Origin of the sequence: Acidithiobacillus acidisediminis (assembly GCF_023277115.1) — a bacterium.
Classification (GTDB): Bacteria; Pseudomonadota; Gammaproteobacteria; order Acidithiobacillales; family Acidithiobacillaceae; genus Igneacidithiobacillus; species Igneacidithiobacillus acidisediminis.
Genome location: NZ_JALQCS010000001.1, coordinates 2,039,151 through 2,064,400 on the forward strand (window position 1 = coordinate 2,039,151; position 25,250 = coordinate 2,064,400).

Genomic DNA, 25,250 nt, shown 5'->3' on the forward strand with positions numbered 1-25,250 from the left:
GCCCTAAGTATTGTCGTTTCTACTCTTTCACTCCTGACCGTAAATGAGGCGCAGGCCGATGAGGCGTGGGCTCACCACCACCCCCGTCGAACAGAGGTCCTGGATCGCGCGCATCACCTCAATGCGCGCATCAACGAGGAAGCTCGGGAGGGAGAAATCTCCCCAGCTTGGGCAGCGGCTCTGCATTGGCGTGTTCGTCAGGTCGTTGGCAGAGAGAACTGGGACGCGATGCACCAAGGAGGCGTCGTAAATGGATACATCAGCCAGTATCAACAGCAGACGCTCAATCGTCGGGAGAGCATGATCAGTCAAGAGATTGGACGGTAGAGCAATAGGAGCTACGGTCGAAAGACTCGAGCACCGGCATATTCCTTGCTTTTACGTGAGGTATCTTTATATGAATAGGCTACTAATAACCATAAAATTCGCTCTGGTCATCGGGACTATTATGGCACTTTCTGGCTGTTATGTGGTTCCACCCAGAGGCCCGGTGGCCGTCGTGCAGCCTGGACCCGTGATCATTCACCCCTATGGGTATTGGCATCCTGGTTGGTGGGGCCCATGGGGCTGGCATCGGGGTTACTGGCATCGTTGATGGAGAGTCGTTAGGTACATGATGGCTTCATTCTTGGCCGGCGGGAGAGCCATGTTTTCGATCTCCACATCGTATCACCGATCTGTTAGATGGTGGTCTCGTCAGCACAGTGATCAATCCAGGGACGGCCATGTCTCGGGTATGCTTTTGCGCACGCTCCTCCGTCTGGGTGTATTTACCTTCTTGGCTTGTGCGGGAACCGTCGTTCCCGCACAGGGCCAGGAGGCTGAGGTGATTACCACACAAATCGGGCCGATGCGCGTGCTACCACCCGATTTTCTCGGCTACAACCTGGACCTCGGCGCCAGACTCCAGGATTGGCATGCAGCGCCTTTTCTCGCCGCCGTGCGCGCGCTGCAACCCGGCACGCTGCGCTATCCGGGCGGCACGCTGAGCAACTACTGGAATTGGCGCAGCGGCAATTTCGATGCTGCCGGCCGGCAGCGGTATCGCGGCTGGCGGCGCCTTCATCCGCAACTGCACTTCGGCCTGGGTGACCTGCAATCCGGCCTGCAGGCCAGCGGCGCGCAGGCAGTGTTCGATCTGAATCTGCTCAGCGGCACACTGGCCAACGCTGAAGCCGAACTGCACGCGGCACAGGCACAGGGCATCGCCGTGCGCTACGTCGAACTAGGCAACGAGTTCTACCTGTCCACGCCCAATAATGTGCGGGCCTTCCCAGATGCGCAGAACTATGCGGCCAAGGCGACGCGCTGGGCGCAGGCCTTGCACGCGGCATTTCCACTGGCACGGATCCCGGCCATTGGCGCTTATATGTTCGACCCCGCGTGGGCGCAGCGCCACCAGCCGCGTATCGCCGACTGGAACCACCGCGTGATGGCCGCACTGCACGGCGTGGACGCGATGACCATGCACATCTATGTGCCCACTGGCATTTACCTGCGTCGGCATCACCTGCGCTTCGATGCCGCCAGTGTTCCCGCCCTGCTGGGCTACACCTTGCAGCAAATGCACCAGGCGACGACGCAGATGCGCGCCTTCGGCACCTTGCCGGTGTGGGTGACCGAATACAACCAGACTGACTGGCACAAAGTGCCCGCACCCTGGGGTATGCGCGAGCTACCTGGTCCGGTGGATGGCACCTGGACACAAGCGTTGATCGTCGCTGCGCAGACACTGGCGCTGGCGCAGGATCCACAGATGCGCCTTGCCGATGTGCACGCATTGGTCTCGCAGGGCGCGTTCGGCGCCCTGTTCGCCAACGCCCAGGCGTTCGGGCCACAACAGCCGGCGGTGCGACCGCTGGCACGCTCGGCCAGCGGCGTGATGCTGCAGGCCGTCGCGCACGTGCTGCATGGCGCGACACGTCTGGCGCCTTTGTACTTTGCGGGCGCGCCGACGCTGCCCGGCGGCGCATCCAGCCTGATGGGTGTGGAAGTCTGGCGTGGCGACGGCCCGCCCGCATTGCTGGTCTTGAATCTCGGCGTGCAGGCGCAGTCGCTGCAGTTGCCCTCGCTGCCGGCCGGCGCGACGTGGCAAACCCTCAGCGCCGTGCCGACCGATCGTCTGCTCGATGCCGCGCGGCAGATCACGCGGCAGGGGGGCGCGCTGCAGGGCACCCTGAGCCTGCCCGGCTACGCGCTGTTGTCCGTAGGGGTACACCGATGATCATTCACTACTTTTAGTATTGGCACCTTGTTTGGTGGCTCCCGTCGGGCTGGCATCGATGCTGCTGGCATCGCTGAACCGGAGGATGATATGTAGAAGTCACCATCAGGGAATCGACTGGCTCGCCTGTTTATAACCATCGGCTTATTCTTCTCTATTGCCTCCGCCTCAATGATTAGTGCTGAGGGTGATGTTGACCAGACACGCGCAAGGGAACGCCAAAGAATCGCTTACTTGAGGCCAATGCGCACCTGGGGTGTATACCGCTGTCGTGATCCAGGCAACATGGGAGCAACTTGAGCCGAAGCCCGAGATGTTTGATGACAGCGTCATCAACAAGGCACTGAGGAATATCGCTTCGTACAACGCTCGGTATCCAGCGACCCCGATCGTTGGCAAACTGCGGATATTTCCTGGCATCCAAATGTGGCTCATGGCGGTCGTGTCGGTAGCGCCGTGCCAGTGCTCTTGGCCACAGTTGCAGAAAACCACATCGCCGGCACGGATTTCCTTTATGCAACCGCCGTAATACTGGGTCCAGCCACAACCCGAGGTAACGACGAGGTGCTGGCGAAGGGGATGGCTGTGCCGTGCGCTCCTTGCGCCGGGCTCGAAAGTTACCGCAGCGGCCAAGACTCGGCTTGGCTCTTGCGGATCAAACAGCGGGTCGATGCGGACTACGCCAGTGAAGTATTGCTCTGGACCGGTGACTGACGGTCGCGAACCGACTCGATAGATATTCATTTTCATTGAGCTGAGGGGCCAAGCGCCTTGCTGGTGGCAGTCCACTCGAGCGAAGGATTGGGCCGCTCTCAGCAAAGAAACAAGGCGGGCGTGACGAGGACTTCGGACTCAAGCCTCGACATTGGGCCACTGCGCCTGTTGAAGGACGATGCGATAGCCATCTAGGTCTTCGAACGTGCGGCCTCGAACTTCCCAGTAGGGATTGAACGATGACACCTGTTTGAAGCCCGCGGCCAGAATGCGGCTGTGTGCCTCACTCCGCTCGGCAGGCTCTGGAAGGTAGAACACAAGAAGATCTTCGGGTGTTGGTGCCGGCACTACAGGGTGAGTGCGACAGCAAGTGAACTCGAAGTGATGGCTTAAACATTCATGCCCGAGCATGACACCGTCAAATCCTTCGTGGTTTTCGAAGGTGCCGAGAATACGAAGGCCGAGACCGTCGCGGTACATGGCGGTGGAGTTCGCCAGATCAGTGACTGGCCTGGCAATCCGGAGGTGAGCAGACATGGTCTTGCGCAGTGAGCCCTTTGAGCGGTCTAACGTAAAGCTCAGCCGCGGAGGCGCGTTAGCGCCAACGTCGGCTGGAGCGCCTCGTCAGGCTCTTAGGATGTCCATGGTGGGACGCCGGTGCGCTTGTACTCTTCATGTTCGGCATCTGCTTCTTCCTTTGTATTGTGAAGCTTTCCGAACCGAACTATTCGAGTCGGTATCCTCTTTTCGCGCTCGACCAGCCCTGGAATAAAACTTAGCTCCAAAAGCAACGCGGAAACATAAGCCTCGAATCGCTCCCTTGTATTGCGGGGCTCTGGCAAGCTATTCAAGATCGAATGCCTTGATAACGATGCAACAAGATTCTGGACATTTTCTGTCTCAAAGGAGACAGGTGTCCACTGATGCGCGAACTCGTTTCGGATACGCCTCGAGATATTGATCCCGTTGAGCAACTCTTTGTCTAACAACCCAAGTACGTAAGCAAGCTTGATTTTGCTGCCAAATGTACCGATGGGCGCCGCAAACCCCTTGGTCAGTTCTTTTGATTCCGGCACATCTGCAAGGAAACTGAGTAAGATTTCATCAAGTATCTCCTCCGCAAATGCTGCGGCGGCCAATGCTGCACCTCGATCACCCTCCTTTCGAAGCGCGTCGAGAAACTGGTTCAATTGCTCGTTTGGTGTGCCGGCAATTCGCATGGCTGCTTGTTTGGCCTAATGTATATTCAACTGCACAGGATTTGCAGCATAACATCCACCTTTGCCATATAACATTCCCCACCTCGTGTGCCTGTGTCAGTGTATCACGTTGATGATAGAGCGATTTTTTGTGCTTGTGAACCTAACGTTCATCCGCAAACCTATCCTCCCAGAAAGCCTCACCGTCACCCTCCCCCAAACCACCGTTTGACGGACACGAACACAGAGGGCCGCAAAGTCAATGAACCCGGGGGTGCATAGAGGTTTCCGGACAATGTGCCCAAATGATGAGTTTCCGGACAAAAAACACCCCCGCTGGTAGCCGCGCCAAGGGTACACATATTGTGGGTACCTTCGCATCGGTGGCCGTGGAGATCGCTCTCGAAACCCCAATATTTCGGGGGACCGTTAGGGATGCACATCTGTGTAGGCCTCCGCCTTGCCCTGATAGCAAACGACTTCATGCCTCGGCTCGTGGTAGACCACCATCCAGTGCATCAGATGCGCCTAGTTCTCAGTCCTGGCCCGCATCCCTTCAGTTTCGGCGAGCGCGAGCGTCCGCGCGTGCCTGGGCGAGGGCTCCCGCCATCATGGGCCAGAACTCAGCAGCGCCAAATTAGGCGGCGGACGGGGAGCGCAGGAGCCAGACGCGACACGGCATTGTTTTTATTTATGACGGTTGTCTTTTCGCTCCGGTCGATCGCCAAGAGATAGTCTGGATCCAGCCAAAACGATCCAGGTCAGTTGCAAACCACTCACGGCCTGCGCAGCAGTTGACGAAAACGGGGCAGTCCCGACCTTTCCGGGAAACGATACGCCCAGTGTTTTCGCTCCCTTCTCATTCTGATGTTGAGTATGCGCAAACCGTGGGCATGCGGTTTGTATTCGTTGGTTGGATGATAGAACCAGCGTTGCCTTGCAATCTGTAATCGCAAGCGTTTGAGGATGTTTTCTTTATGTATTTTCAGTCGTCTCACGAATTGAAATTGCCTCCGACGGTCGAAACTGGCTGTGGATCCTGTGCATCCACCCATGCCAGCTTATATCAGACTGGAGGCGGCGCGTGGGATTATTCGAGGTGCCCCTAGATAGCGAGCGAACCTGCCGGCCTCGAGTATCGCCGCCGCCTGCCCGTTCCAGCAACGCAAATGATGAACCCATGGCCATGACTGTCCCGCCTGAACACAACGCTTGCGTCAGCGCCATTTGCCCCCCTTTTCTTTTTTTATATATTTATACAGTACATGCGGGAGACCTTTGATGCGATGCAACGAAACCAGAACTACTACCACCCAGGGTACCAGCGTGATCCTGCCCGTTTTCCTTTGGCGGATCCCGGCAGGATTTCCGTCACCAGCGGAGGATTACACAGCAGGCCCCATCAATCTTAATGAACATCTGATCCATCACCCAAATGCCACCTTTCTGCTCCGGGTATCGGGGCACTCCATGCAGGGGGCAGGAATCTTTGATGGGGATGAGATTCTGGTTGACCGAGCCATTCCTCCCTCCGACGGCCGCATTGTGGTCGCCTATGCGAATAGCAAGCTGACCGTGAAACGCCTACGTCTGCGCAAAGACCGCCCACCTGTGTTGTTACCCGAAAACCCAGAGTTTCCAGCGATGGAATTGCGGGAGGGAGAGGAGTGCCAGATCTGGGGCGTGGTGACGCGGGTGCTGCATCAGGTATAGCTTTGTCCAGAGTACTGCCAGGCCCAATCTGGGCTCCAATCATTTTTCAGGGGTGGATGGTGAAATTACCACGCATTTTCCGCAGCCAGATCGAGAATACCGAAAACAAGTTGGGGCATTGGGATTCCTACGTTCGGAGCTTGTATGTGACCGGCCTGGTGTTGGCGGGCTATTTTGCAGGATACGAGATCAACCAACTGGTCCCCGTCCATGCCACAGTAAACTTAATCGGCGCCCTCTGGGCTGCGGCAACCGTCTTGACCGTATACAAAGACCAGCGCGTGGAAAGCCAAAAAAGCTTCTTTGCTACCATCACCGCCGCCCTACTCGGATCCCTGATCGCCGTGGCCTATTTGCTCTGGCTTCCCCAGCATGTATGGGGCTTGGCCCCGATCATCGTGCTCGCCATGTTGCTGAGCCAGGTATTGGGCTTCGCTGACCGGGGCCGACAAATGGTCTCCATGCTGCTCATCATTGTCATCTTCTCTCATATCAGCAAGAACTCCCCCTGGGTCAATGCGGGTATGCGGGATCTGGAAGTCTTCATTGGCGCGCTGGTCGGCCTGATCGGTGGTTATGTTGGTGAACAATTGCCCGGGCTGGATGACACATGAGACGTATCGCCTTGGTCGATGCCAACAACTTCTATGTGCCCTGTGAACGGATATTCCAGCCAGCACTGGAAGGTCGTCCGGTTGTCGTGTTGTCGAACAATGACGGCTGTGCGGTAGCGCGCTCTCAGGAGGCCAAAGATCTCGGTGTTCTGATAGGGCAACCATAACAGGGCATGGAGGGATTCGATCATGCGTGGAGCCAACGTAGAGATGGGGGCGATGTGCAGTTTCTGCTTCCAGAGATCCCGGGGATCGGCAGGGCAACGGCTCTGATTTCCGTGGACAGAAGCGAAACAATGACACCCATGCCTCGGTAATGGACCCCGATTGCCGCCTTTACAAGAAGGCACCGGGGGATGCTGCGCAGCTGATTTATCTGGGGCATGTGCTCATGGATCACCGGCATGGCTTGATCGCTGGAGAGCAGGTTACCACCGCGGATGGAATAGCAGAGGGGGGTGCCAGTACCTTCGGACCGCGTTTTTTCGAGAAAATTAGGTGCCTCGCAGATTTTATCGTAGAATATGTCCGCAGCCTGTCAGGTAATAATCTGTGCTCAGCACTTCCCTAGAGCCGCCGCATACCTAGCCATCCGCATAACCGGCGTCCGCGCGGTGGTGAGATTACTGCATCATCTCCCGCATCATGGCTGGCATGCCCTCCTTTACAAAACGAGTGATTTCTCGCGCATGTGCGTGAATCACATCAACCATCCAGGGGAGACGAGAGGTCTCCGTCACGGCCACGCCATCCTTTAATAGTTCTAGATGTCTGCGGTAGTCCGTGGGATGGGCAAACATGACAGGCACACTGCGGCTGGCCGGATAGGGGAAAGGATGATCTTCCGCCAAGCGCGCATACATCTGCGAAACATGGGCCTGCAGCAGCGCTGCTACCTTAGGATTTCCGGAAATACTGACGGCATGAACCCCATCGGGCAAAAAGGTGACCTTGCGGTGCACCTGCGCATGGACCTCGAAAAGCTCCATGCCGGTGCCCATGGCACCACGATTCTCTGGGGACATCATGGCGCCCATGTCGCCATTACCCATCATGCCACCCCCAGACATCATCCCACCCATCATGCTGGAAGCTGCGGCGGGATCGGCCCGCACATAACCCATCAGGGCCAAGGCCGAGAAAAAGGATTTCAACCATTGCCTTCGGTCCATCGACAGACCCTCCGTTCAGTTACCTGTCTCTTGCCTTGTTCTTGGTACGTCAACCGAAAAGTCAACTTCCACTCGCAACTACACCCCTGCCCCAGCGCATTTGTTTGGCTAGGGCAAGGGCATCATCATCTACACCTATTCATCTACGCCGCAGTGGGCAAGTCCTCATGCCCAGCAGGGAGTACGCCGGGCACCAGCCGATCAATCCCGTTAGTAATGGAACCAAACCAATCCACCCCCAGGGCGTATGTGGGCCAACAAATACCAGTGCCAGAAGGATGACGCCAACGATCACACGAATTGCGCGATCCAGACCGCCCTCATTTGTCAATGCTGAAATATTCACGCTATCTCTCCCATGATCCGTTTCGGTTTGTTGAGTCTAGCGCGCATCTACAGGAAATTCGGTGACTTTGTCACTCGGATGTCAATCCTCGCTCTGAATTACGCGCTTAAGTGCCGCTCGGTCCCGAATCACAATCTGGCGCGGATGTTGCTCAATCCACCCTTGATCGGCGAAGTTCTTTAGCGCTCGACTGATGACTTCCCGCGCCGACCCCAATTCCAGCGCAAGCTTCTGGTGGGTGACACAGAGTTCGGCTTGATAGGGCGCGAGCTCCAAGAGCCTGCGCGCCAAGCGAACATCCAGCCGAGTGAATACGACAGTCTCGATCAGCATCAGCAGCTCTGCAAGGCGCTCGCCATAACTCCGAAATACGAAACGCCGGAACCCTTCAGAGCATCCGACGAGCTGTGAGAATTCCGCCTGACTCAGGGTCACCGCAACTACAGGTCCTTCTGTGATGCCCATGGCCGGATAGGGACGTTCGCTGAACAGACAGGCCGTGGTGAGGATGCAGGACTCGCCTGGACCAATACGATAGAGCAGTATTTCCCGACCAGAGCGCGAAATCTGTTGCACTCGGACGCAGCCATCAACCACCAAAAGGTATTGCTGGCATAAACTTCCCGCCGTAAAAAGAATCTGATCCGGAGGAAGGACCAAAGAGCTCGCCGCGACAGTGAGGTACTGCTGCTCTTCTGCGCTCAGCCGCCGTAGGTCTGGAAAATTCTCTAACCAATCACTAGTGGACACTTTTGCAGAGACCCTCAACTGTCGCCCCTTGTGGCTTAACTCTGCGGCTACCACCACATCACCGTTCTGGTATTTGGAGTGTACCCCTTGTCACCAACCACTGCTTTTCTTGAATGCAGGTTTGGTGTTGGCTCCGGTATTGACGGCTTGGACTGACAAATTGGGTTTTGCCACCCACCAAGTCCCGCCAAACAGACCGTTGCCAAGCGCTTCCCCAGGTCGAACATCCGGAGTATAGAGGTAAAGTGGGTGACCATTGTAGTCTACCTGCAGGCCGTTGGGGCCTTTCACAGTTTGGAATTTGCCCGGGATACCGCGCACCTTGGGTGCTATCACTCCCTTGCTTAGGAGCGGTGGCCACAGGCCACCTCCTACCAATCTACGAATTCCACTACCCATAAGCAAGCGCCAAGACCAGATAAGAAAAGACCTTACGATAGCAGCAGGGATTCTGGGCGATGGCAAGAGGGAGCAAACGGTGGCAACAGCACACAAGGACCGATCAGCTCGAAGATCTGTTTCCACTAATCGGGTTTTTTGTCAGGCTCCGGGGTAACGGTAATGTTTTCGCGATCAATCTTGCCCTGGATTGCCCGTGTTCCAAGTGCCCTATCCAGTTGTCTCTGAGCGGTATCGAAATAGCGCTGCAAGCCTTCCGGGTGACAGAGGTCAATATTGGCATAACCTGCGCTCTCCTCCGGGTTGACGGGATTGGGTTCGATGATGTCCGTGGCTTCGAGTAGTCCCCGATTCTGGGCGATGGCATCGTCCACGGCCTGCCAAAACAACTCCAGCGTGCCCTCACCAAAAACTTTGCTGAGGCTGGCGTGTATTTCCGGGTTCTCGGCGGCGTCTTGCCGAAGCCGGCGGAGCTGCTCCAAGGGCAGGTAGACACCGACACAGTAATTCTCTGAAAAGCACCGCGGCAAGTCTTGGGCAGGCCAGGAAGCGGGAATCAGATTGTGCCAATCGGCCGTATAGGCAGTAAAACGCGGCTCGTCCTCCACCAGAAAGGAAAATGCTCCGCCGCGAATGTAATGATACGGACGCAGCAAACCCAGGGCGACGGCGAGGAAGAAGCCCTGCTCGGAGGCAAAGGGTGGATCGCCATCAATGGACGCCTCTCGGGCCACGGTGAACAGTTCCCGCAGTTTGTCGCCATCGAACTCGTCCAGCTGATAGTCGCGGATCAGCGTGTCTTCGGCCCCCGCTTGTTCGCGGATGGTGAAATAGAGGGAATGCATCTCTTCCGGGGTAACGGGGTGATAAGTGACGTCAAAGCCCATCGGGGATCTCCTGTGAACAAATTGCGCCCAAAAACCGGCGTAATTTGATAAAAGGCACAAACACAGCGCATAAGTCTGGGTCAAAAGTCCATCTGACCACGCTTTGGGGCCAATTAGCCTCGATATTCGCCAAAAATCAGTGGCTGTTCGAGGTTCCCTGACTCCTACTCAGCGGGTCGTGGGTTCGACACCCTCACAATCCACATATAACACAGGCGCTTAGCAAAAAATCCAGATGCCTTTTTCTTTCCTGAAGATACCTCACGAGTCCCAGGGAACAGAGAATGGCTGTTTCTACTCCCAACTCGGGCCGAAGCTTCTAGGACGAGCTGGGAGGGTTGATTCTTACCTAGAGCGAAAACGAACGCGGTCGCTGTTCCCAATCAAAGGCGCTAAGCATATCGTAGGCATCGCGATCACGACGGTTCAACGGTGTCAGACCAAAGCGGGTCTCGATAAACTTTAGGATACTCGCGGTGCTGGCCAGATGGTGGTCCACCAAACCCGAACGTGCCCAGGGACTGATCAACAGGGCTGGAATCCGGGTGCCAAAACCATAGTCATCGACCACCTTGGGCGGTAAGGAATCCCAAAAACCACCGCCTTCGTCATACGTGATAAAGACTGCAGTCTTGTCCCAGGCTGGCCCTTCTCCCACCGCGCGAACCAATTGCTCCACCCAGGCCATACCCTCTGCAGGGGCAGAATCTGCTGGATGTTCGTCATGAGCGGCACTGGCCTTGAGGAAGGAGACACCGGGCAATTTACCCTGGCGCGCGTCTTCCAGAAAGTCATGGGCATCACGAATGTGCCCATTACGCACGTATTCCGGCCAACGCGGGTAGTATTGAAATGGATTGTGGTGAGCGACATAAAGGTGGCTGGTTTCAACGACTGCCGAACCATCGCCGGGACCAAAGGCGCTTTTCAGGGCCCAAGGTTTTACACGGTTCCAGTTTTCATTGTACCAGGCCCAATCCACTTTGGCCGCGCTCAAGCGATCCCCAATGTTATCGTAGTTCTGCGCCGATGGCGGTGGACTGATTTTCAACACGTTGGGCTCACCAGCATTGGTCGGTCCTTGCACCGGGGGCAGGTCATTGACCATGACGCGCTGATGATCATAGGGAAGATCGAAAAACGCGTGCTGTAGCCCCGCCTCGCGTGGATCGAAAGGGGCAACGTGGGCGTCGGCAACCTGCGGATTGACACAGGAACGACAGGCCGCAAGGTACAGGGCATTGCCCGTGCTACCGCCGCTCATCGCCTGATAGAAATGGTCAAAGAGGACAAATTCGTGCGCTGCGCGATGATAGAAGGGAAGATCCACAGCCGTGTAGTGACCCAAGACCGGACCACTGGGACGTGCCAGATCGAAGGCGATCTGCGCAGGGGTCATTTTGCGGAATTCGTCCCTGCTGAGATGAGTATGTGCACCGCCGGCCAATGCCACAAATAAGTCCATCTTGCCGTTATTGACCTCGGCCATCATACGAAAGAAACGATGCTTGGGATCCCAACGGACATTTCCATTGACAGGGATATAGGGCGCCAAATGGAAAGGTTGATTCGCTAGACTCACTTCCGTAAAACCGGGGATCTCCGTGGGTAGAGGCAAATTGGCGTACGAGATCCCTGCTGGATTCTTCTGCAAACCCATAAAACGGGAGTCGATTTTCCCCTCACGATCGAGAAGGTTGATCACTTGTTGACCATTTTTCGGCTGAAACGTGCCAAAGTAATGATCAAAACTACGATTTTCCTGAAAAATCACCACTACATGTTCAATTTTCTGGCTCAATAGCTGTTTTGGGCTAACCCCAGTGGCCTGTGCAATGCCGATCAGCTGCGGTGCGACTGCAGCAGCACCGGCTCCAAAGCCAAGTTGACGCAAAAATTTTCGCCGAGGAATCATGGTTATCAACGTCTCCAATTCTTAAGGAAGGATATGAATGAGTTTGGCGCAATTCCCCTTTCGCCCAGGCATGAAGGACGACGGTTGGGGAAACTTCTGTATGGCGTCGGCTCGAATGGTGATCCAAGCCTCGGTCAGGATCGTGCCCTGACCTCGTAATTCGTGTCCCGTATGATTAGTCTCGCTCTCACAACGCAATTCCAACGAACGCGCATCGGCTAGGTGAAAGGCTCGGGTATACGCTTGCAACAGATCATCCCGTTTCACCCATTGGCCACGGTGATCGCGCACGTAAGCAGTAAAGCTGCTGCCATTGACTGCAGCTAAAAGGCCAAGAGCACGGTGGAAAAAGGCAGTCGGTGGCGTACCAAAACAGGCCTCGTGCTTGTAATATTCGTGCCGATCCAGGCATACCTTGCGCATCGGCATATTCGCAGTCAGCTCAGCGCTCACTGCAGGCGAAAGATCAAGACTTGGCAACGTGCAACTGTCGTGCGGCGCAGTGCTCTGATTCTGAAACCAAAAACAACCATGTTCCCACCAGGTCTTCGGTTGCATACCCGCCGCGAGAAGCTTTTCCGGACGACTTGCCCACAGACCGTGCAAACTCCATTGCTGGCTGGCTTTGGACGTCGGGGTTACCTCTTCACAAGCAGCACCCACCCGCGTCCAGGCAGCGCAGACGCCAGGCTGCCAGAGCATGGCGAAGGTATAGTGCTGAAAACGCATATCGGGCTGTACGGACGACAGCTGCTCTCCGGACATCCCGATGGCACTGGCACAGGCCCAACTGCTCCATATCCAGAGCAGGGCTAGGAAAAAAATCTTCATCGCTCCCTCCAAGCTCGCCTCTCGTAAAGACAAGCAGTGTTTAGATCAGGAATTTGCGGACAAATGGACCTCTACGTCAAATACCGTGGCCTTCTTGGGCATATTCTTGGTGAAGGCTGGGTAACCACCTCCCCTCACCGCCTGCAAAGCCGCACGATCGATGGCGCTGATCCCACTCGAATTGGCAAGCTTCGCCCAGACCAGTTGTCCCGAAGGTAATAACTCAAAACTGATTACCGCAGTACCACTGAGATGCATCAGACGCACTGCCTCAGGGACACGCGCATCACTTTGTACCTGCGTACGGACCAACGCAGCATACTGGGCGATAGCCTCTTGCGCCAATGCCGGACTTGGTGTCGGCGCCGGAGGAGGGGGCGGCGGTGCTGGGAGCGTTGGCGGCACCGTCGGAGCTGTCGGCGCCAAAGTCTTGGCGAGCAGCGGCTTAGGTACAGGGGCGTGGTGCACCACCGGGTGCGGCACAGGACGCGGAACTGGTTTCGGAACCGGATGGGGGATGGGCTTGGGCACAGGCTTCGGGTGCATTACCGGTTTGGGTGGTGGTGGAAGTGGCTTGGGCTTCGCCGGTTGCACCATATGAATGGCGATGCGCTTTGGCTTGGGCGGCGGTGGTGGGCTTTTTTGATTACCGACCCAGATCAGACCAGCCACCAATCCCACCTCGATCAACGCGCCGATAATGAGCGCGCGACCGAAATAGCCCTGGGGTTTCGGGCTCAAACGCGGAGAAGAAATCGCGGCGCTCATCTCAACTTGCATTGGCCGCCAAGCCAATATCACTCGCTCCAGCCTTCTGGCAAGCATCCATCACATGAATGAATTTCTGGTATGGAACGGCCTTGTCGGCGGCGATGGTGACCACCGTTTTGCTGGGATCTCCATCTTGACGAATGAGATTCTGCAGACCAGCAAGATCATAATGCTGATTCTTGACCACCACAGTGCCATCTTCCTGAATGTTGATGGTCATGTGTGGACGCGGCAATTGTTTCGCCTCACTCGAATGCGGTAGTTGGAGATTCAGCCCCTGATCCGGAATCATCTGAATGGTGATCATAATAAAGAACACGAGCAGGAAGAGCATGATATCAATCATCGGAATGATCTCTACCCGCCCCTTCTTACTTTCAAAATAACGTCGCTCCATGGTTCAACTCGCACGCGCGACAGCGAGCACTTGGGCAGTGCGCTCCGACGGATCTGCATCCGGGTGTAACATGGGTTGCCCATCCATCCGGTTCAGCAGCATGGTCTTCACCGAATCCAGCTGCAGCAGGATTAGCCGCACTTGATTATTGAAGGCGTTGAAGGTGAGCAAGCCGAGGATAGCGATGAACAAGCCCGACGCGGTAGCCACCAGGGCATCGGCAACCCCACCGGTGACTTCCGTGGGTGCGTGACCTGGAGCCGCCAGAACATGAAATGCGTGGAACATCCCGACAATCGTGCCGAACAGCCCTAGGAGTGGCGCCAGGGTAATGATGGTGTCGAGCAGCCAAAGACGGCGATCCAGTTGCGGTGCCAGGGTAATCACCGCCTCTTCGAGGCGATTGGCCAAGGCTTCTCCCTTCACGTGCCCAGCATGGGTGGCCGCCATGCGCAACAGACTGGCTTCCGGCAAACCGTCGGCATGTTCTGCAAGCTTATCGAGACTTTCACGATCCAAGCGTCCCTGACCAGATAGTTCATGGACGATGGCGTCACCTCGTGAAAGCGTACGCCGCAGATACCAGAAGCGATCCACCATCACTGCAAGCTCAACGAGCAATAACAACATCAGGACGTAAAGGATGCCATCCGAGTAATTGGCTAGATGTACGATGTAGGCGACATTCACGGGTCTGTTCTCCTGTTTTGCGAAGGGGCCACCATAGCAGCAGAATGTGACACTATGATGAACCTTATATGACAAATATGTGACAACCTAAGGAATCTTCTTCGGTCTCGGCACGCTCAAGCGATAACCAAAACCATGAACCGTCTGTAGCCAGCTCGAAGCCTTCACCTCCTCCAGACTTCTGCGTAGGCGATGAATCTGTGCCGCAACGGTATTCAGCTGCACACAACGCTCGCGCGGTGCGAGATGCTGCGCAATTTCTGTGGCCGATAACGTACGCTCCGACTGCTGCGCCAGATATTGAAATAGGCGGAATATCCGCTTGGTCAGACGTAGCTCCTGCCCATATACACGCACGCGCCGACTCTCTGGATCGATGCGTAAGATCCCTGGAATGTCGATCACGATCTGTTCCCAGGCAAGCCCATGTCGCAGCAAGGCACTCGCTTGCGCCAGGATCAAGTTTTCACTGACCGATGCCCCGACATAGACATCAACCCCCGCATCAAGGGCACTCATCGCCGCTTCGTCACCATCGGGTCCGACCGCCATGACCGCCGTACCATTCTGGATCAGGTACGTCTGACTATCGAACAACGTTTCCACTGAGTTGTGGTTCCAGCCGATAACAATCAGAAGCTGGGGTCGCCATTCAGCCAACTCCCTGTGCAATGCAGCTTTGTCATTGACTCGCCGGGCGGATGCTCTCTGTCCATGCAGATGTCGCACCAAGGGGTCAGCCTGTTGTCCTTCGTCATAGAGCACGATCCGCGCGTGGTACAGGGGATTCACCTCCTCCCAACGGGCAGCGGCGAGCATCGCGAGAGAGTCTTGCAGGTGAAGTGCATGGTGTAGAGTACCGGCGACAAGTGCATAGATCACGGTGGCCCCCAAGCTCACGGCGCAAAATATAGGACTGTGGTAAAAGATACGCCGCAAATATGACAATATTATTAACCTTTTATGACACTTTTGTGACAATCAATCGGCCAGCGTCATCCATCCAAAAACACAAGACAAGACTTTTGCAGCATGCTTATAATTCGTCACGCTCTGCGGATGACCCTCTTCCTCATGACTGACTTCCACCACGTCGGCTCACCAGCTTTATCGTTCAAGAATTGTCGAGCAATCTTTGTCTCCGATATCCATCTGGGAAGCAAAGGCTGTCAGGCGGAAGCTCTGTTGGATTTTTTCCGTCACTATCAAGCCGACCAGTTATATTTGGTTGGCGACATCATCGATTTCTGGGCGCTCAAAAGGCGTTGGTACTGGCCCAGTAGCCACAGTACCGTGGTACAGAAGATCCTGCGGCAAGCGCGCGCTGGGGTGAAGGTCACCTATGTGCAAGGCAATCACGACCCAGTATTGCATCTTTTACGCACCTTTCTAGAGGGTGATGATAAGGGGCTGGCGCTCGGCGAAATTCGCGTTGTTCCTCACTGCCTACATGAAACTGCCGACGGGCGACGTCTCTGGGTAACCCACGGCGATCAATTTGACCTCAGCATGCACTATGTGCGCTGGCTTACTCATCTGGGTGACCGTGGCTACAACCTGCTCCTCGGGCTCAACCGCTGGCATCAGCGTCTCAATCGACTATTCGGAATCCGTAGTCATTGGTCGCTGAGCGCTTTTATCAAGCATCGCATCAAGAAAGCCGTGCAGTTCATCAGTCAGTATGAGGAATTTCTTGCCCGAGAGTGTCATCGAGAGGGTTATGATGGGGTAATTTGTGGGCACATTCACCACGCAGAAATTAAATCTATCAGTGGAACCCAATATTACAACGACGGGGATTGGGTAGAGAGCTGCACTGCCCTGATCGAGGATTACGATGGGCAAATCCATCTCCTACGCTGGCCAGAACTTCTGGCAACGCAGGGCCAACAGCTTCCTCTGGAACATTTGGAGTCCTCATGAAAATCGCCCTGATTACCGATGCCTGGGCACCGCAGATCAATGGGGTAGTGCGCGCACTACAGAGCACCACCGCAGAACTCCAGCAGCGTGGACACAAAGTCCTTGTGCTGCATAGCGGCAAGGGTTCCAGCATGCCCTGCCCCACCTATCCTGAGATCGCGCTCTCTTTGCAACCGCTGTCTCAGGTGCGGGGCGCCTTAGAGGCCTTTCAGCCGGACTGTATCCACATTGCCACCGAAGGGCCACTGGGCTTGGCTGCGCGCGTATGGTGTGCGGGGCATGGCCTGCGCTTCACGACGTCATTTCATACCCGCTTCGCAGAGTATATCTCTGCGCGCTATCCCGTTCCCTTGGCCTGGGGATACCATTTTCTGCGCTGGTTTCACAACGGTGCTGCCAAAACCATGGTATCCAACGCCGCTCTGGCGGAGGAACTACATGGTTGGGGTCTCCGGCATCTGGTCCTCTGGAGCCGCGGCGTGGATAGCAACCTTTTTCGTCCTTGGCCCGAGCAGGATGCGACCCAGCTCTTACCCGGCGCCAGACCCGCATTTGTCTATTTTGGACGAGTGGCGATAGAAAAAAATATCGAAGATTTTCTCAAACTTGACCTGCCCGGAAGCAAGCATGTCATCGGCGATGGTCCACTGGCTGCAGAACTGCGGCAACGCTATCCGGAAGTAACCTGGCACGGCATGATGCAAGGAGAGACTTTGAGCCGTCATGTTGCTGCTGCCGATGTCATGGTCTTTCCCAGCCGTACGGACACCCTTGGGTTAGTGGTGCGGGAGGCCAACGCCTGTGGCGTGCCGGTGGCAGCCTATCCCGTGACGGGACCGCAAGCGAGTATCGATAACGGCGTCAATGGTTTCCTCAGTGAAGACCTCGCCTACGCTGCCCTGCAGTGTCTGCCACTACATCGCGAAGACTGTCGTCAGGCAGCACTGCGCCACGACTGGGCTAGCTGCACCAATGATTTTCTACACCACTTGGTTCCAGTAACTGGCGCAGAAACCGCATAAACCATCACGCGGCGCGGCGCGCCATCGTTGCGTCGTGCCCCGGCGCACCACTCTCAGGAAGGCTTTCCCCGGCCATCTCCACGCCCAGGATCTGAGTTAAAATCGCGCCGAGGAGCCCGGCCGCCGCCAGAATCAACAACAGGCCGCCCACCCCAAAATGCGCCTGGATGATGGGCAGGAAAAAGACGCTCACCGCTGCACCCACCCGACTGAATGCTGTGCCAAAGCCGTGCCCGCTCGCCCGCAGCTCCGTCGGATACAATTCCGTGGGGATGATCCAGGTAGTATTGCCCGGGCCAAAACTGTTGGCGACCTGGAAGAAAATCAGACCAATCGCGACAATGGCAAAGGGCGGTTGACCGGTGAGCGCAAAAGCACCCACCAGACCTAAACCAATCGCGTCTCCCAAAAAACCCCAGATCTGTGCTTTCCGGCGCCCTATCCGATCGATCAGGAGGGCCAGAGGAATCCAGCCGATGACAAAACTGGCGGTGAAGACGGCATTGCCAATGAGCGCCTGAACGTGGCTGTGCAGACCCAGATGGAGCAGCATGATCGGCAGAAAGATCGCCATGGCATAGCCCATCACGTCCATCAGAAACCAGGGGATGGCCGCATAGAGGGTACGCCGCCGATAGGTCTTACCAAAGAGGTCAAACCAGTTGTGCTGGCGTGCCCCTTCCATACTCGCGGCCAGTTCACCGAGGGCGGCCTGACGCTCCAGGGTGTTCAAATGAGGCGCCAACCAAGATACGACTTCATCTGCTTCCTGCCAACGCCCACGGCGCAGGAACCAACGTGGCGATTCTGGTAAGTTGCGCCGCAACCACAACACCAACGCCGCCGGTACCGCCCCCGAGACCAGCATCCAGCGCCACGCATCGGGGCCTACTTGGAGCAGCAACAAGCCAACGATGCTGGATACCAGGGCGCCTCCCATCCAGAGTCCGAAAATCCAGGTCATCGCCGCGCCACGCGACTTTTTCGGCAAGAATTCTGCCATATAGGTCGAACTCAGGGGATAATCGGCCCCCACTCCGAGGCCGAGGAAAAAGCGCAAGACGATGAGCGAAACCGCATCCCAGGCAAAGCCAGACAGGAGCGCAGCGAAGAAGAAGGCGGCAATATCAATGAGGTAAATCGTTTTGCGTCCCCAGCGATCCGCAATCGGACCGCCGAAGAGCCCGCCTACCAAGGCACCCACCAAAGCTGCGGTACCCAAGGCACCCAGTTCGCTGGGAGTCAGGTGCCATTGTTGTTTGAGCAGGATCAGAGCCACGGCCATGATACTGAGGTCATAACCATCCAGAAAAATCCCCAGGCCAGAGGCCCAAAGAATGCGCCGATGTTTGCGGGTAATACTTTGCTGATCGAGGACATTGGCGCTGCTCATGGACGGAATCACTCCTGTCTGCTCGCATATAAGCGGTGAGGGTAACACAGCAATGTTACAGTTTTATGAACCTATCGCCGTTACGCATGCGGTATATTCAGACAATTGCCTTTTCCCGCCATCCTCGCCTACTCTGCGCAAAAATCCAGGAGAGGACGGACAAAACATGCAACAACGGATCTTGGTATTGGGTGGTGATGGTTTTTGCGGCTGGCCGACGACGTTGCACCTTTCTTCCCGTGGACATGACGTCCGTATCGTCGACAATCTGGTGCGCCGGCGTCAGGATGAGGAGCTTGGGGTACAATCGCTGACGCCGATCCGAACCTTGAGCGAACGGGTCGAGACATGGCGGCAACTGGGTGGGCAAGACATTGGTGTCTCCACCCTCGACATTGCCAGAGACTATGCGGAACTCAAGGCTCTCATCGGTGCTTGGCGCCCTGACGCCATCGTCCACTTTGCGGAGCAGCGCTCGGCGCCCTACTCCATGAAATCTCCCTGGCATAAACGCTACACGGTCGACAACAACCTCAACGCTACCCACAACGTGCTTTGTGCTATCGTCGAAAACGGACTCGAGGAACATTGCCATCTGGTCCATCTTGGAACCATGGGGGTCTACGGATATAAGACTTCGCGCTTCAAGCTGCCGGAAGGATATCAGCGCGTACGGCTGCTCAGCCCGGAAGATGGCGAGGAGAGCGAGGATGTGGAAATACTCTACCCCCCGGATCCGGGCTCCATTTACCACATGACCAAGACCCAGGATCAACTCTTCTTTTATTATTACAATAAAAATGATGGGTTGCGCATTACCGACCTGCATCAAGGGATCGTCTGGGGTACCGAGACTGCCGAAACCCTGCGCGACGAACGCTTGATCAACCGTTTCGATTATGACGGCGATTTTGGCACCGTATTGAATCGCTTCATCATGCAGGCAGCCATTGGACATCCCCTGACCGTGCATGGCACTGGCGGCCAGACCCGGGCCTTTATCCACATCCGCGATACCGTCCAATGCATTCACTTGGCTATTGAGAATCCCCCAGTTTTGGGGGAGCGGGTACGGGTTTTCAACCAGACCACGGAAACGCATCGTGTGCGCGACCTCGCGCAATTGATTCATGGCATGACCGGCGCAGAGTTGCAGTATCTCGACAACCCGCGTATCGAAGCGCTGGAAAATGAGCTACGTGTTGAGAACCAGGGCCTGCAAAACCTTGGGCTCGCACCCATCACCCTGTCTGCGGGCCTTCTGGAAGAGGTTTCCGACGTGGCAGGCAAATATCGCGAACGTTGCAAGCTGGGGAAAATCCCGGCGCGCTCGCGCTGGCGCGCACGCCGGTAAACGCATCCCTCAAGCCTCGGCGGTATTACTGCTCTGCTGGAAGGGATTCAAGTCTTGCGGAGAAGTTTCCCCGTACGTGACATGGGCGCGGCTGACGATCGAGTTGCTGCAACTGTTGACGAATATCTGCCACGTCGTCTTCACTCAGGTCCGATTGCAGTATTTTCAAGGCTTGGGCGACGTTGCTCTCGGTCGCTTCGAGGTGCTGCTCGGCGAGATAGCGGCGCACCACTGCGAGATGGTGCTCCTGCGCCATTTCCATCGTGTCATGCACCGCAAAATCGCGGATCCCTGCAGCCAATGGCTCTGGAGGTAAGTCATCGGTGCTGGTTTGACCAGCAAATTGGGAAAGGGAGCTGTTTTGGGCCTTCAGATCCTCGGACATGGGTCACTCCTGCGATGAATTTTCCCTGAAATGATAACAAAGCAGTGTGAACTTTTTATGATACCCCGCCTCGATCGAGCTCCCTCGACGGTAGAGACCCTCTCTATAGTAATAATATCAATTTATATTTTTACTAATAATATCTCGTTAGAACATCAGAATAATGGAATATAAGTTATTATTTTTATATAAGATGGTAAGCGAATCATAGAAAATTCGAGATTGTGTATATAGCTGCTTGTAGGCTATAAACGTCAATGTTCAGACCAAGATATCTCTGGATGACGAAGGAGTAATACATGCCATTCCGCAAAATTTTCCGCCTTGGGCGTTTCGCCCTGGCGCCACTACTCACCCTGCCCCTGGCAGGCTGCGCGAAACACTCTGCCTGGTGGATTTTCAACCCCAAAGGGGTAGGAGCCAGCGCCAGTTATGACTACATGATGATCGACGTGATCGTCATGTTGAGCATTGTCGGCATTACCGGCCTCCTGATTGTCTGGTTTCTTTGGAAATACCAAAAAGGCAGCAAGCGGGGCAAATACGATGGCAAATGGGCACATTCCAACATTCTGGAAGTGCTCTTTTGGGGCATACCCATCGTTGCTGTCGGCTTTCTTTCCTGGGCTGTGGCCATTCATGGCAGCTTTGCCGTAAACCCTTACAACCCCACGGTGGTCACCAAGCACGTGAAGCCCAACGGCGACCCTGTGGATGTCGACGTGATCGCCACCGACTGGCAATGGCTGTTCGTCTACCCGCAGTTCCATCATATGGCCGTAGCCAATGAATTAGTACTGCCGGCCCATACGCCAGTCCTTTTCAAGCTTACCTCCACCGCCGTCACCACAGACTTCTTCGTGCCGCAGTTGCTAGGCATGATCGACGTGATGCCCGGCATGCGCACCAAAGACGCGCTATTGAGCAATACCGTGGGCACCTACCAAGGAATCGCCGCCGACTACTGCGGTGCGGGCACGTCGTGGATGCTGTTCAAGACCCACATCGTCAGCATGGCGGATTTCCAACACTGGGCCAAAGGTGTTGAAGCCAACCCACGGACCATGGACTACAGACAGTTCAACCGGTTTGCCGAACCCTACATCAACGTGCATGAAAAGACGCCGGAATACGGACATGTGGAGCCTGGACTCTTTGACCACGTCATGCTCGAAGTCATGAATGGCAAGAAATGGCCGCTACCCATGTTCATGACCGAAAACATGTTCCACTACTTGAAGATCCAAGCCGCAGAACATCGCGCTTAAATCGCGGGAGAAAACACTATGTTGGTGAACGTACCCGGACCTTGGAGTCCATTACTGGGACGCTTGGCCCTTTCCGAGATTCCCTATACGAATCCCATCCTCGCCCCTCTGTTCGTGGTAATCGTGCTAGCTGGCATCGCCCTGGTCGCCGGTGTGACCTACTACGGCAAATGGGGATACCTCTGGAAGGAGTGGTTTACCACGGTTGACCACAAGAAACTGGGCATCATGTACATCATTCTGGGTCTGATCATGCTCTTCCGTGGCTTCATTGACGGGCTCATGATGCGTACCCAGCAGGCCCTGGCCGTCGGACCAGGCGACAATGGCTTGAAGGTGATGGGCGCCATTCACGGCTATCTGACCCCCTTCCACTTTGGCCAGATCTACAGTGCCCACGGTCTGATCATGATCCTGCTGGCCGCCACCCCCTTGCTAGTCGGTCTGATGAACATCATCGTTCCGCTGCAGATTGGCGCCCGAGACATGGCCTATCCCTATCTCAATGCCTTGGGTCTGTGGATCACCACTGCAGCCGTGTTCTTGATCATGATCTCCCTGTTTGTAGGGGACTTTTCCCACAACGGCTGGTTTGGCTATGCCCCCATCTTCGAGATGGCCTACAGCCCCGGAGTCGGGGTCGACTACTGGATCTGGACTCTGGAATTGGTGGCCTTGGGCACGACCTTGGGCAGCATCAATTTCCTGGCTACGGTGGTCAAGATGCGCGCGCCAGGCATGACCTGGGGTCGGCTGCCCGTTTTCACCTGGACGGCGGTATCGGCCAACATCATCGCCCTCACCTCTTTCCCCTGCCTGCAGGTCGCTCTGGCCTTGGTCGGTGCGGATCGCTACTTGGGCACGCACTTCTTTACGGCGGGCTTTGGCGGCAACCTGATGCTCTACACCAACCTGTTCTGGCTCTGGGGACACCCCGAGGTCTACTTCGTGATCCTGCCCGCCTTTGGCATGCTCTCCGAGGTCATCCCGGCCTTTTCAGAAAAGCCCATCTTTGGCTACGCCACCATGGTCCTGGCCTCCTTTGCCATCGCCGGGGTGTCCTGGATCGTCTGGCTGCATCACTTCTTTACCATGGGCATGGGCCCCTACGTGAGCACGGAGTTCAGTATTGCCACCATGCTCGTCGGCATCCCCACCGGGGTCAAAGTCTTCAACTGGACCTTCACCATGTATCGCGGTCGGCTGACGTTTTCCGCTGCCATGCTGTGGTCCATCGGGGCCTTGTTCCTCCTGCTGATTGGTGGCCTGACAGGCATGATGCTGTCCATTCCGGCCATCAATTACATGGTGCATAACAGCGTCTTTGTGGTCGCTCACTTCCACATGATGTTGCTCTGTATCGTATATGCCGTCTTCAGTGCCATCATCTTCTGGTTCCCCAAAATCTATGGCTTCAAGCTCAGTGAGACCTGGGGCAAGATCATGTTCTGGCTCTTCTCGGGGGGCACCTTCCTGGTCTTTTTCCCGATGTTCATGCTCGGCTTCATGGGCGAAACGCGGCGCTTGGATTGGCCCTTCAACCCCCAGTGGAGTGGCTGGTTTGATGTCCAGGAAATCGGTATTTTCGTCTATGTGCTCTCCGTACTGGCGTTTTTGTGGATGCTGTACGTGAGTATTCGCGATCGCCAAATCAACCGGGTACGCACTGCCGACGCCTGGGGCACCTCCCGCAGCCTGGAGTGGCTGACGGATACCCCCGTGCCTTTTTACAACTTTGCTATGGTGCCCCACATCAACGCCTTAGACGAAGCGGCATGGCGTCGTGAGCATGGGGTGATGGATAAGGGTCCGGATCATTTCAAGGCCATCCATATGCCCAATAACACGCCCATCGCGCTGTATATTGGCGGCCTGACCTTTGTGGTGGGTTTTGGTCTGACCTGGCGGGTCTGGTGGTTGACCCTGGCCGCCCTGATCTTGGCGGTGATCCTGATGATCTACCGTTCCAATCGGGGGGACCCCGGCTACATCATCCCGGCCGAGAAAATGGCCGAGATGGATCGGGAATCCAAGGCCAATATGCTGGATGATCGGGCACACCATGACGTCCCCCATGGGGGCGGCTTCACCGGTGGCACCGTCACGGCGTACAGCCCCCTGGGTAACGACAGCAGGGCATCGTCCGGGACACCACCCACGGAATCCCGACACCCCTAGCAACGCCGGGGACGGGTAAGGGAGTTTCCCAACGCGTCCCCCAATCGGATGAGAAAAAGGAGTTTCTGACAATGCATGCTCACGATCAGGTGGTAGATCCCAACACCGTGACCCTGTGGTCCGATGACTACGAGGGGCACGACCCCATCTCCACCCGCACCTTTGGCTTCTGGATGTACGTCCTCAGTGACGGCATGCTCTTTGCCACCCTGTTTGCGGCCTATGGCGTCCTGAGTTATAGCCATAGCTACTACACCGGGCCCACACCGGCCCACTTTGTTGCCCCTTGGTACACCTTCATCCAGACCATGGCCCTGTTTTTGAGTGTCCTGGCCTACGGGTTGGCCATGACGGCCCTAAAAAAAGGCAGCAAGGCCGGGGTCATCAACGGCATTATCGCCTCCATGGTCCTTGGAGTGGTTTTCCTCGGGCTCGACCTCCACGACGTGCTGCGCATGATCAGCATGGGCGTCACCCCAGAAGTCAGTGGTGGGATTTCCGCTTTCTGGGCCCTCACCCAAGTGCATTCTGCCCACATCTTCATCGGCTTGATCTGGATGTTGGTCATGCTCTACCAGGTGCTGCGCCAAGGGTTTACGGATGACACGGTGGGCCGCCTCTTGAGCCTGCGGATGTTCTGGCAGTTTCAGGCCGTCATGTGGGTGTTCATTTACGTCTTTGTTTATCTCTGGGGGTATATGTCATGAGTCACGGACATCACAGTGATCCCATTCACCATCCGGAAGTGCAGATGGCCAGCACGGGTAATTACGTCACCGGCTTTGTCGTTGCCTCCCTCTTGATGCTGGCGGCCACCATCTTGGTCAATGGGCATATCTTGCCCCCGTTCGGGCTCTTGTTGGCCATCATTGGCTGCGCGGGCATTGCCATCATCGCCCAGGTCTATTTCCTGCTTCATATCGACATCTCGGAGCACAATATCTGGAATACGGTGGCCCTGGTGATGTTCATTCCCCTGTTTGTCATCACCATTGGTCTGACCTGGTGGATGTTCTCACAACTCTATATGCGCACCATGCCCATGATTCCGGGTATGCCGGGGATGCATTGATCCGTAGCCAGATTGTCTGGGGCGCGTCGCGAC

At 56.0% G+C, this 25,250-nt stretch carries 28 protein-coding genes, 1 tRNA gene and 1 pseudogene; 13 read left to right on the forward strand and 17 right to left on the reverse strand.

Annotated features, from left to right (window positions below):
* Positions 1–27 precede the first annotated feature (27 nt).
* A complete protein-coding gene (locus M5D89_RS10215; protein ID WP_248885724.1) occupies positions 28–273 on the reverse strand; it encodes a hypothetical protein in 246 nt (81 codons plus the stop codon).
* Between the two features lie 553 nt (positions 274–826).
* On the opposite strand from M5D89_RS10215, the gene M5D89_RS10220 reads away from it, so the two are divergent.
* The gene (locus tag M5D89_RS10220) at positions 827–2,224 is read left to right on the forward strand and encodes a hypothetical protein (RefSeq protein ID WP_248885726.1); all 1,398 of its coding nucleotides are present in this window, start codon (positions 827–829) and stop codon (positions 2,222–2,224) included.
* Positions 2,225–2,392: 168 nt separating this feature from the next.
* On the opposite strand, the gene M5D89_RS10225 is transcribed toward M5D89_RS10220, so the two are convergent.
* The 3 genes from M5D89_RS10225 to M5D89_RS10235 all read right to left on the reverse strand — a co-directional run bounded on the left by M5D89_RS10225 (position 2,393) and on the right by M5D89_RS10235 (position 4,158).
* Positions 2,393–2,968 (reverse strand): cupin domain-containing protein, encoded by a 576-nt coding sequence (locus M5D89_RS10225; protein WP_248885728.1) that lies wholly within the window; start codon positions 2,966–2,968, stop codon positions 2,393–2,395.
* A 108-nt stretch (positions 2,969–3,076) separates the two neighbouring features.
* Entirely contained in the window at positions 3,077–3,475 is a 399-nt protein-coding gene (locus tag M5D89_RS10230) for a VOC family protein (protein WP_248885729.1), read from the reverse strand.
* Between the two features lie 95 nt (positions 3,476–3,570).
* The gene (locus M5D89_RS10235; protein WP_248885731.1) at positions 3,571–4,158 is read right to left on the reverse strand and encodes a hypothetical protein; all 588 of its coding nucleotides are present in this window, start codon (positions 4,156–4,158) and stop codon (positions 3,571–3,573) included.
* A gap of 1,260 nt (positions 4,159–5,418) precedes the next feature.
* Here M5D89_RS10235 and M5D89_RS10240 point away from each other — a divergent pair.
* The 4 genes and pseudogenes from M5D89_RS10240 to M5D89_RS10255 form a co-directional block, all read left to right on the forward strand.
* Positions 5,419–5,850 (forward strand): LexA family protein, encoded by a 432-nt coding sequence (locus M5D89_RS10240; RefSeq protein WP_248885733.1) that lies wholly within the window; start codon positions 5,419–5,421, stop codon positions 5,848–5,850.
* 56 nt (positions 5,851–5,906) lie between these two features.
* Entirely contained in the window at positions 5,907–6,464 is a 558-nt protein-coding gene (locus M5D89_RS10245) for an FUSC family protein (protein WP_431307160.1), read from the forward strand.
* On the forward strand, positions 6,461–6,631 hold the full coding sequence (locus M5D89_RS10250) for a Y-family DNA polymerase (RefSeq protein WP_431307161.1): 171 nt from the start codon (positions 6,461–6,463) through the stop codon (positions 6,629–6,631). The genes M5D89_RS10245 and M5D89_RS10250 overlap by 4 nt, the downstream gene beginning before the upstream one ends.
* A 71-nt stretch (positions 6,632–6,702) precedes the next feature.
* Positions 6,703–6,933, forward strand: a pseudogene (locus M5D89_RS10255) (IS5/IS1182 family transposase); the annotation flags it as partial.
* A 154-nt stretch (positions 6,934–7,087) separates the two neighbouring features.
* On the opposite strand, the gene M5D89_RS10260 reads toward M5D89_RS10255, so the two are convergent.
* The 5 genes from M5D89_RS10260 to M5D89_RS10275 form a co-directional block, all read right to left on the reverse strand.
* Positions 7,088–7,636 carry a hypothetical protein gene (locus tag M5D89_RS10260; RefSeq protein ID WP_248885736.1) on the reverse strand — a complete coding sequence of 183 codons (549 nt, stop codon included), beginning with the start codon at positions 7,634–7,636 and terminating at the stop codon, positions 7,088–7,090.
* Between the two features lie 139 nt (positions 7,637–7,775).
* A complete protein-coding gene (locus M5D89_RS10265) occupies positions 7,776–7,982 on the reverse strand; it encodes a YgaP family membrane protein (protein ID WP_248885737.1) in 207 nt (68 codons plus the stop codon).
* Between the two features lie 81 nt (positions 7,983–8,063).
* On the reverse strand, positions 8,064–8,732 hold the full coding sequence (locus M5D89_RS10270) for a Crp/Fnr family transcriptional regulator (RefSeq protein ID WP_248885739.1): 669 nt from the start codon (positions 8,730–8,732) through the stop codon (positions 8,064–8,066).
* A 90-nt stretch (positions 8,733–8,822) separates the two neighbouring features.
* Positions 8,823–9,131 (reverse strand): COG4315 family predicted lipoprotein, encoded by a 309-nt coding sequence (locus M5D89_RS14470; RefSeq protein ID WP_431307162.1) that lies wholly within the window; start codon positions 9,129–9,131, stop codon positions 8,823–8,825.
* Between the two features lie 125 nt (positions 9,132–9,256).
* Positions 9,257–10,018 (reverse strand): hypothetical protein, encoded by a 762-nt coding sequence (locus M5D89_RS10275; RefSeq protein WP_248885741.1) that lies wholly within the window; start codon positions 10,016–10,018, stop codon positions 9,257–9,259.
* Between the two features lie 133 nt (positions 10,019–10,151).
* On the opposite strand from M5D89_RS10275, the gene M5D89_RS10280 reads away from it, so the two are divergent.
* A tRNA-Arg gene (locus tag M5D89_RS10280) sits at positions 10,152–10,221 on the forward strand.
* Between the two features lie 146 nt (positions 10,222–10,367).
* Here M5D89_RS10280 and M5D89_RS10285 read toward each other — a convergent pair.
* From M5D89_RS10285 to M5D89_RS10310, 6 genes are all read right to left on the reverse strand, one after another.
* Positions 10,368–11,933 carry an alkaline phosphatase family protein gene (locus M5D89_RS10285; protein WP_248885743.1) on the reverse strand — a complete coding sequence of 522 codons (1,566 nt, stop codon included), beginning with the start codon at positions 11,931–11,933 and terminating at the stop codon, positions 10,368–10,370.
* Positions 11,934–11,954: 21 nt separating this feature from the next.
* On the reverse strand, positions 11,955–12,764 hold the full coding sequence (locus M5D89_RS10290) for a ribonuclease T2 family protein (RefSeq protein ID WP_248885746.1): 810 nt from the start codon (positions 12,762–12,764) through the stop codon (positions 11,955–11,957).
* A gap of 45 nt (positions 12,765–12,809) precedes the next feature.
* A complete protein-coding gene (locus tag M5D89_RS10295; protein WP_248885747.1) occupies positions 12,810–13,532 on the reverse strand; it encodes a TonB family protein in 723 nt (240 codons plus the stop codon).
* A 1-nt stretch (position 13,533) separates the two neighbouring features.
* Entirely contained in the window at positions 13,534–13,932 is a 399-nt protein-coding gene (locus tag M5D89_RS10300; RefSeq protein WP_248885748.1) for an ExbD/TolR family protein, read from the reverse strand.
* A 3-nt stretch (positions 13,933–13,935) separates the two neighbouring features.
* On the reverse strand, positions 13,936–14,562 hold the full coding sequence (locus tag M5D89_RS10305; RefSeq protein WP_283103146.1) for a MotA/TolQ/ExbB proton channel family protein: 627 nt from the start codon (positions 14,560–14,562) through the stop codon (positions 13,936–13,938).
* Positions 14,563–14,709: 147 nt separating this feature from the next.
* Positions 14,710–15,504 carry a winged helix-turn-helix domain-containing protein gene (locus M5D89_RS10310; RefSeq protein ID WP_248885750.1) on the reverse strand — a complete coding sequence of 265 codons (795 nt, stop codon included), beginning with the start codon at positions 15,502–15,504 and terminating at the stop codon, positions 14,710–14,712.
* Positions 15,505–15,696: 192 nt separating this feature from the next.
* Between M5D89_RS10310 and M5D89_RS10315 the strand changes: the two genes are divergently transcribed.
* Both M5D89_RS10315 and M5D89_RS10320 read left to right on the forward strand, forming a co-directional pair.
* On the forward strand, positions 15,697–16,545 hold the full coding sequence (locus tag M5D89_RS10315) for a UDP-2,3-diacylglucosamine diphosphatase (RefSeq protein ID WP_248885751.1): 849 nt from the start codon (positions 15,697–15,699) through the stop codon (positions 16,543–16,545).
* Positions 16,542–17,567, forward strand: a complete 1,026-nt coding sequence (locus M5D89_RS10320) for a glycosyltransferase family 4 protein (protein ID WP_248885752.1) — start codon at positions 16,542–16,544, stop codon at positions 17,565–17,567. Before M5D89_RS10315 ends, M5D89_RS10320 begins: the two co-directional genes overlap by 4 nt.
* Before the next feature lie 4 nt (positions 17,568–17,571).
* Here M5D89_RS10320 and M5D89_RS10325 read toward each other — a convergent pair whose 3' ends face one another.
* On the reverse strand, positions 17,572–18,960 hold the full coding sequence (locus M5D89_RS10325; RefSeq protein WP_248885753.1) for an MFS transporter: 1,389 nt from the start codon (positions 18,958–18,960) through the stop codon (positions 17,572–17,574).
* Between the two features lie 166 nt (positions 18,961–19,126).
* On the opposite strand from M5D89_RS10325, the gene M5D89_RS10330 reads away from it, so the two are divergent.
* Entirely contained in the window at positions 19,127–20,314 is a 1,188-nt protein-coding gene (locus M5D89_RS10330; RefSeq protein WP_248885754.1) for an NAD-dependent epimerase/dehydratase family protein, read from the forward strand.
* Between the two features lie 25 nt (positions 20,315–20,339).
* Here M5D89_RS10330 and M5D89_RS10335 read toward each other — a convergent pair whose 3' ends face one another.
* On the reverse strand, positions 20,340–20,699 hold the full coding sequence (locus M5D89_RS10335; RefSeq protein ID WP_248885755.1) for a hypothetical protein: 360 nt from the start codon (positions 20,697–20,699) through the stop codon (positions 20,340–20,342).
* 299 nt (positions 20,700–20,998) lie between these two features.
* On the opposite strand from M5D89_RS10335, the gene M5D89_RS10340 reads away from it, so the two are divergent.
* From M5D89_RS10340 to M5D89_RS10355, 4 genes are all read left to right on the forward strand, one after another.
* Positions 20,999–21,967, forward strand: coding sequence for a ubiquinol oxidase subunit II (locus M5D89_RS10340; RefSeq protein WP_248885756.1), 969 nt, complete (start codon positions 20,999–21,001; stop codon positions 21,965–21,967).
* A gap of 18 nt (positions 21,968–21,985) precedes the next feature.
* Positions 21,986–24,145, forward strand: coding sequence for a cbb3-type cytochrome c oxidase subunit I (locus M5D89_RS10345; RefSeq protein WP_248885757.1), 2,160 nt, complete (start codon positions 21,986–21,988; stop codon positions 24,143–24,145).
* A gap of 71 nt (positions 24,146–24,216) precedes the next feature.
* Positions 24,217–24,852 (forward strand): cytochrome c oxidase subunit 3, encoded by a 636-nt coding sequence (locus M5D89_RS10350; protein WP_248885758.1) that lies wholly within the window; start codon positions 24,217–24,219, stop codon positions 24,850–24,852.
* Positions 24,849–25,217 carry a cytochrome o ubiquinol oxidase subunit IV gene (locus tag M5D89_RS10355; RefSeq protein WP_248885759.1) on the forward strand — a complete coding sequence of 123 codons (369 nt, stop codon included), beginning with the start codon at positions 24,849–24,851 and terminating at the stop codon, positions 25,215–25,217. Before M5D89_RS10350 ends, M5D89_RS10355 begins: the two co-directional genes overlap by 4 nt.
* Positions 25,218–25,250 lie beyond the last annotated feature (33 nt).

Excerpts from the sequence above, each read along its gene's own strand:
- M5D89_RS10225 (WP_248885728.1), bottom strand. The coding sequence starts at position 2,968 with ATGAATATCTATCGAGTCGGTTCGCGACCGTCAGTCACCGGTCCAGAG.
- M5D89_RS10230 (WP_248885729.1), bottom strand. The coding sequence starts at position 3,475 with ATGTCTGCTCACCTCCGGATTGCCAGGCCAGTCACTGATCTGGCGAAC.
- M5D89_RS10235 (WP_248885731.1), bottom strand. The coding sequence starts at position 4,158 with ATGCGAATTGCCGGCACACCAAACGAGCAATTGAACCAGTTTCTCGAC.
- M5D89_RS10240 (WP_248885733.1), top strand. The coding sequence starts at position 5,419 with ATGCGATGCAACGAAACCAGAACTACTACCACCCAGGGTACCAGCGTG.
- M5D89_RS10245 (WP_431307160.1), top strand. The coding sequence starts at position 5,907 with ATGGTGAAATTACCACGCATTTTCCGCAGCCAGATCGAGAATACCGAA.
- M5D89_RS10250 (WP_431307161.1), top strand. The coding sequence starts at position 6,461 with ATGAGACGTATCGCCTTGGTCGATGCCAACAACTTCTATGTGCCCTGT.
- M5D89_RS10260 (WP_248885736.1), bottom strand. The coding sequence starts at position 7,636 with ATGGACCGAAGGCAATGGTTGAAATCCTTTTTCTCGGCCTTGGCCCTG.
- M5D89_RS14470 (WP_431307162.1), bottom strand. The coding sequence starts at position 9,131 with ATGGGTAGTGGAATTCGTAGATTGGTAGGAGGTGGCCTGTGGCCACCG.
- M5D89_RS10275 (WP_248885741.1), bottom strand. The coding sequence starts at position 10,018 with ATGGGCTTTGACGTCACTTATCACCCCGTTACCCCGGAAGAGATGCAT.
- M5D89_RS10285 (WP_248885743.1), bottom strand. The coding sequence starts at position 11,933 with ATGATTCCTCGGCGAAAATTTTTGCGTCAACTTGGCTTTGGAGCCGGT.
- M5D89_RS10290 (WP_248885746.1), bottom strand. The coding sequence starts at position 12,764 with ATGAAGATTTTTTTCCTAGCCCTGCTCTGGATATGGAGCAGTTGGGCC.
- M5D89_RS10295 (WP_248885747.1), bottom strand. The coding sequence starts at position 13,532 with ATGAGCGCCGCGATTTCTTCTCCGCGTTTGAGCCCGAAACCCCAGGGC.
- M5D89_RS10300 (WP_248885748.1), bottom strand. The coding sequence starts at position 13,932 with ATGGAGCGACGTTATTTTGAAAGTAAGAAGGGGCGGGTAGAGATCATT.
- M5D89_RS10305 (WP_283103146.1), bottom strand. The coding sequence starts at position 14,562 with ATGTTGTTATTGCTCGTTGAGCTTGCAGTGATGGTGGATCGCTTCTGG.
- M5D89_RS10315 (WP_248885751.1), top strand. The coding sequence starts at position 15,697 with ATGACTGACTTCCACCACGTCGGCTCACCAGCTTTATCGTTCAAGAAT.
- M5D89_RS10320 (WP_248885752.1), top strand. The coding sequence starts at position 16,542 with ATGAAAATCGCCCTGATTACCGATGCCTGGGCACCGCAGATCAATGGG.
- M5D89_RS10325 (WP_248885753.1), bottom strand. The coding sequence starts at position 18,960 with ATGAGCAGCGCCAATGTCCTCGATCAGCAAAGTATTACCCGCAAACAT.
- M5D89_RS10330 (WP_248885754.1), top strand. The coding sequence starts at position 19,127 with ATGCAACAACGGATCTTGGTATTGGGTGGTGATGGTTTTTGCGGCTGG.
- M5D89_RS10335 (WP_248885755.1), bottom strand. The coding sequence starts at position 20,699 with ATGTCCGAGGATCTGAAGGCCCAAAACAGCTCCCTTTCCCAATTTGCT.
- M5D89_RS10340 (WP_248885756.1), top strand. The coding sequence starts at position 20,999 with ATGCCATTCCGCAAAATTTTCCGCCTTGGGCGTTTCGCCCTGGCGCCA.
- M5D89_RS10345 (WP_248885757.1), top strand. The coding sequence starts at position 21,986 with ATGTTGGTGAACGTACCCGGACCTTGGAGTCCATTACTGGGACGCTTG.
- M5D89_RS10350 (WP_248885758.1), top strand. The coding sequence starts at position 24,217 with ATGCATGCTCACGATCAGGTGGTAGATCCCAACACCGTGACCCTGTGG.
- M5D89_RS10355 (WP_248885759.1), top strand. The coding sequence starts at position 24,849 with ATGAGTCACGGACATCACAGTGATCCCATTCACCATCCGGAAGTGCAG.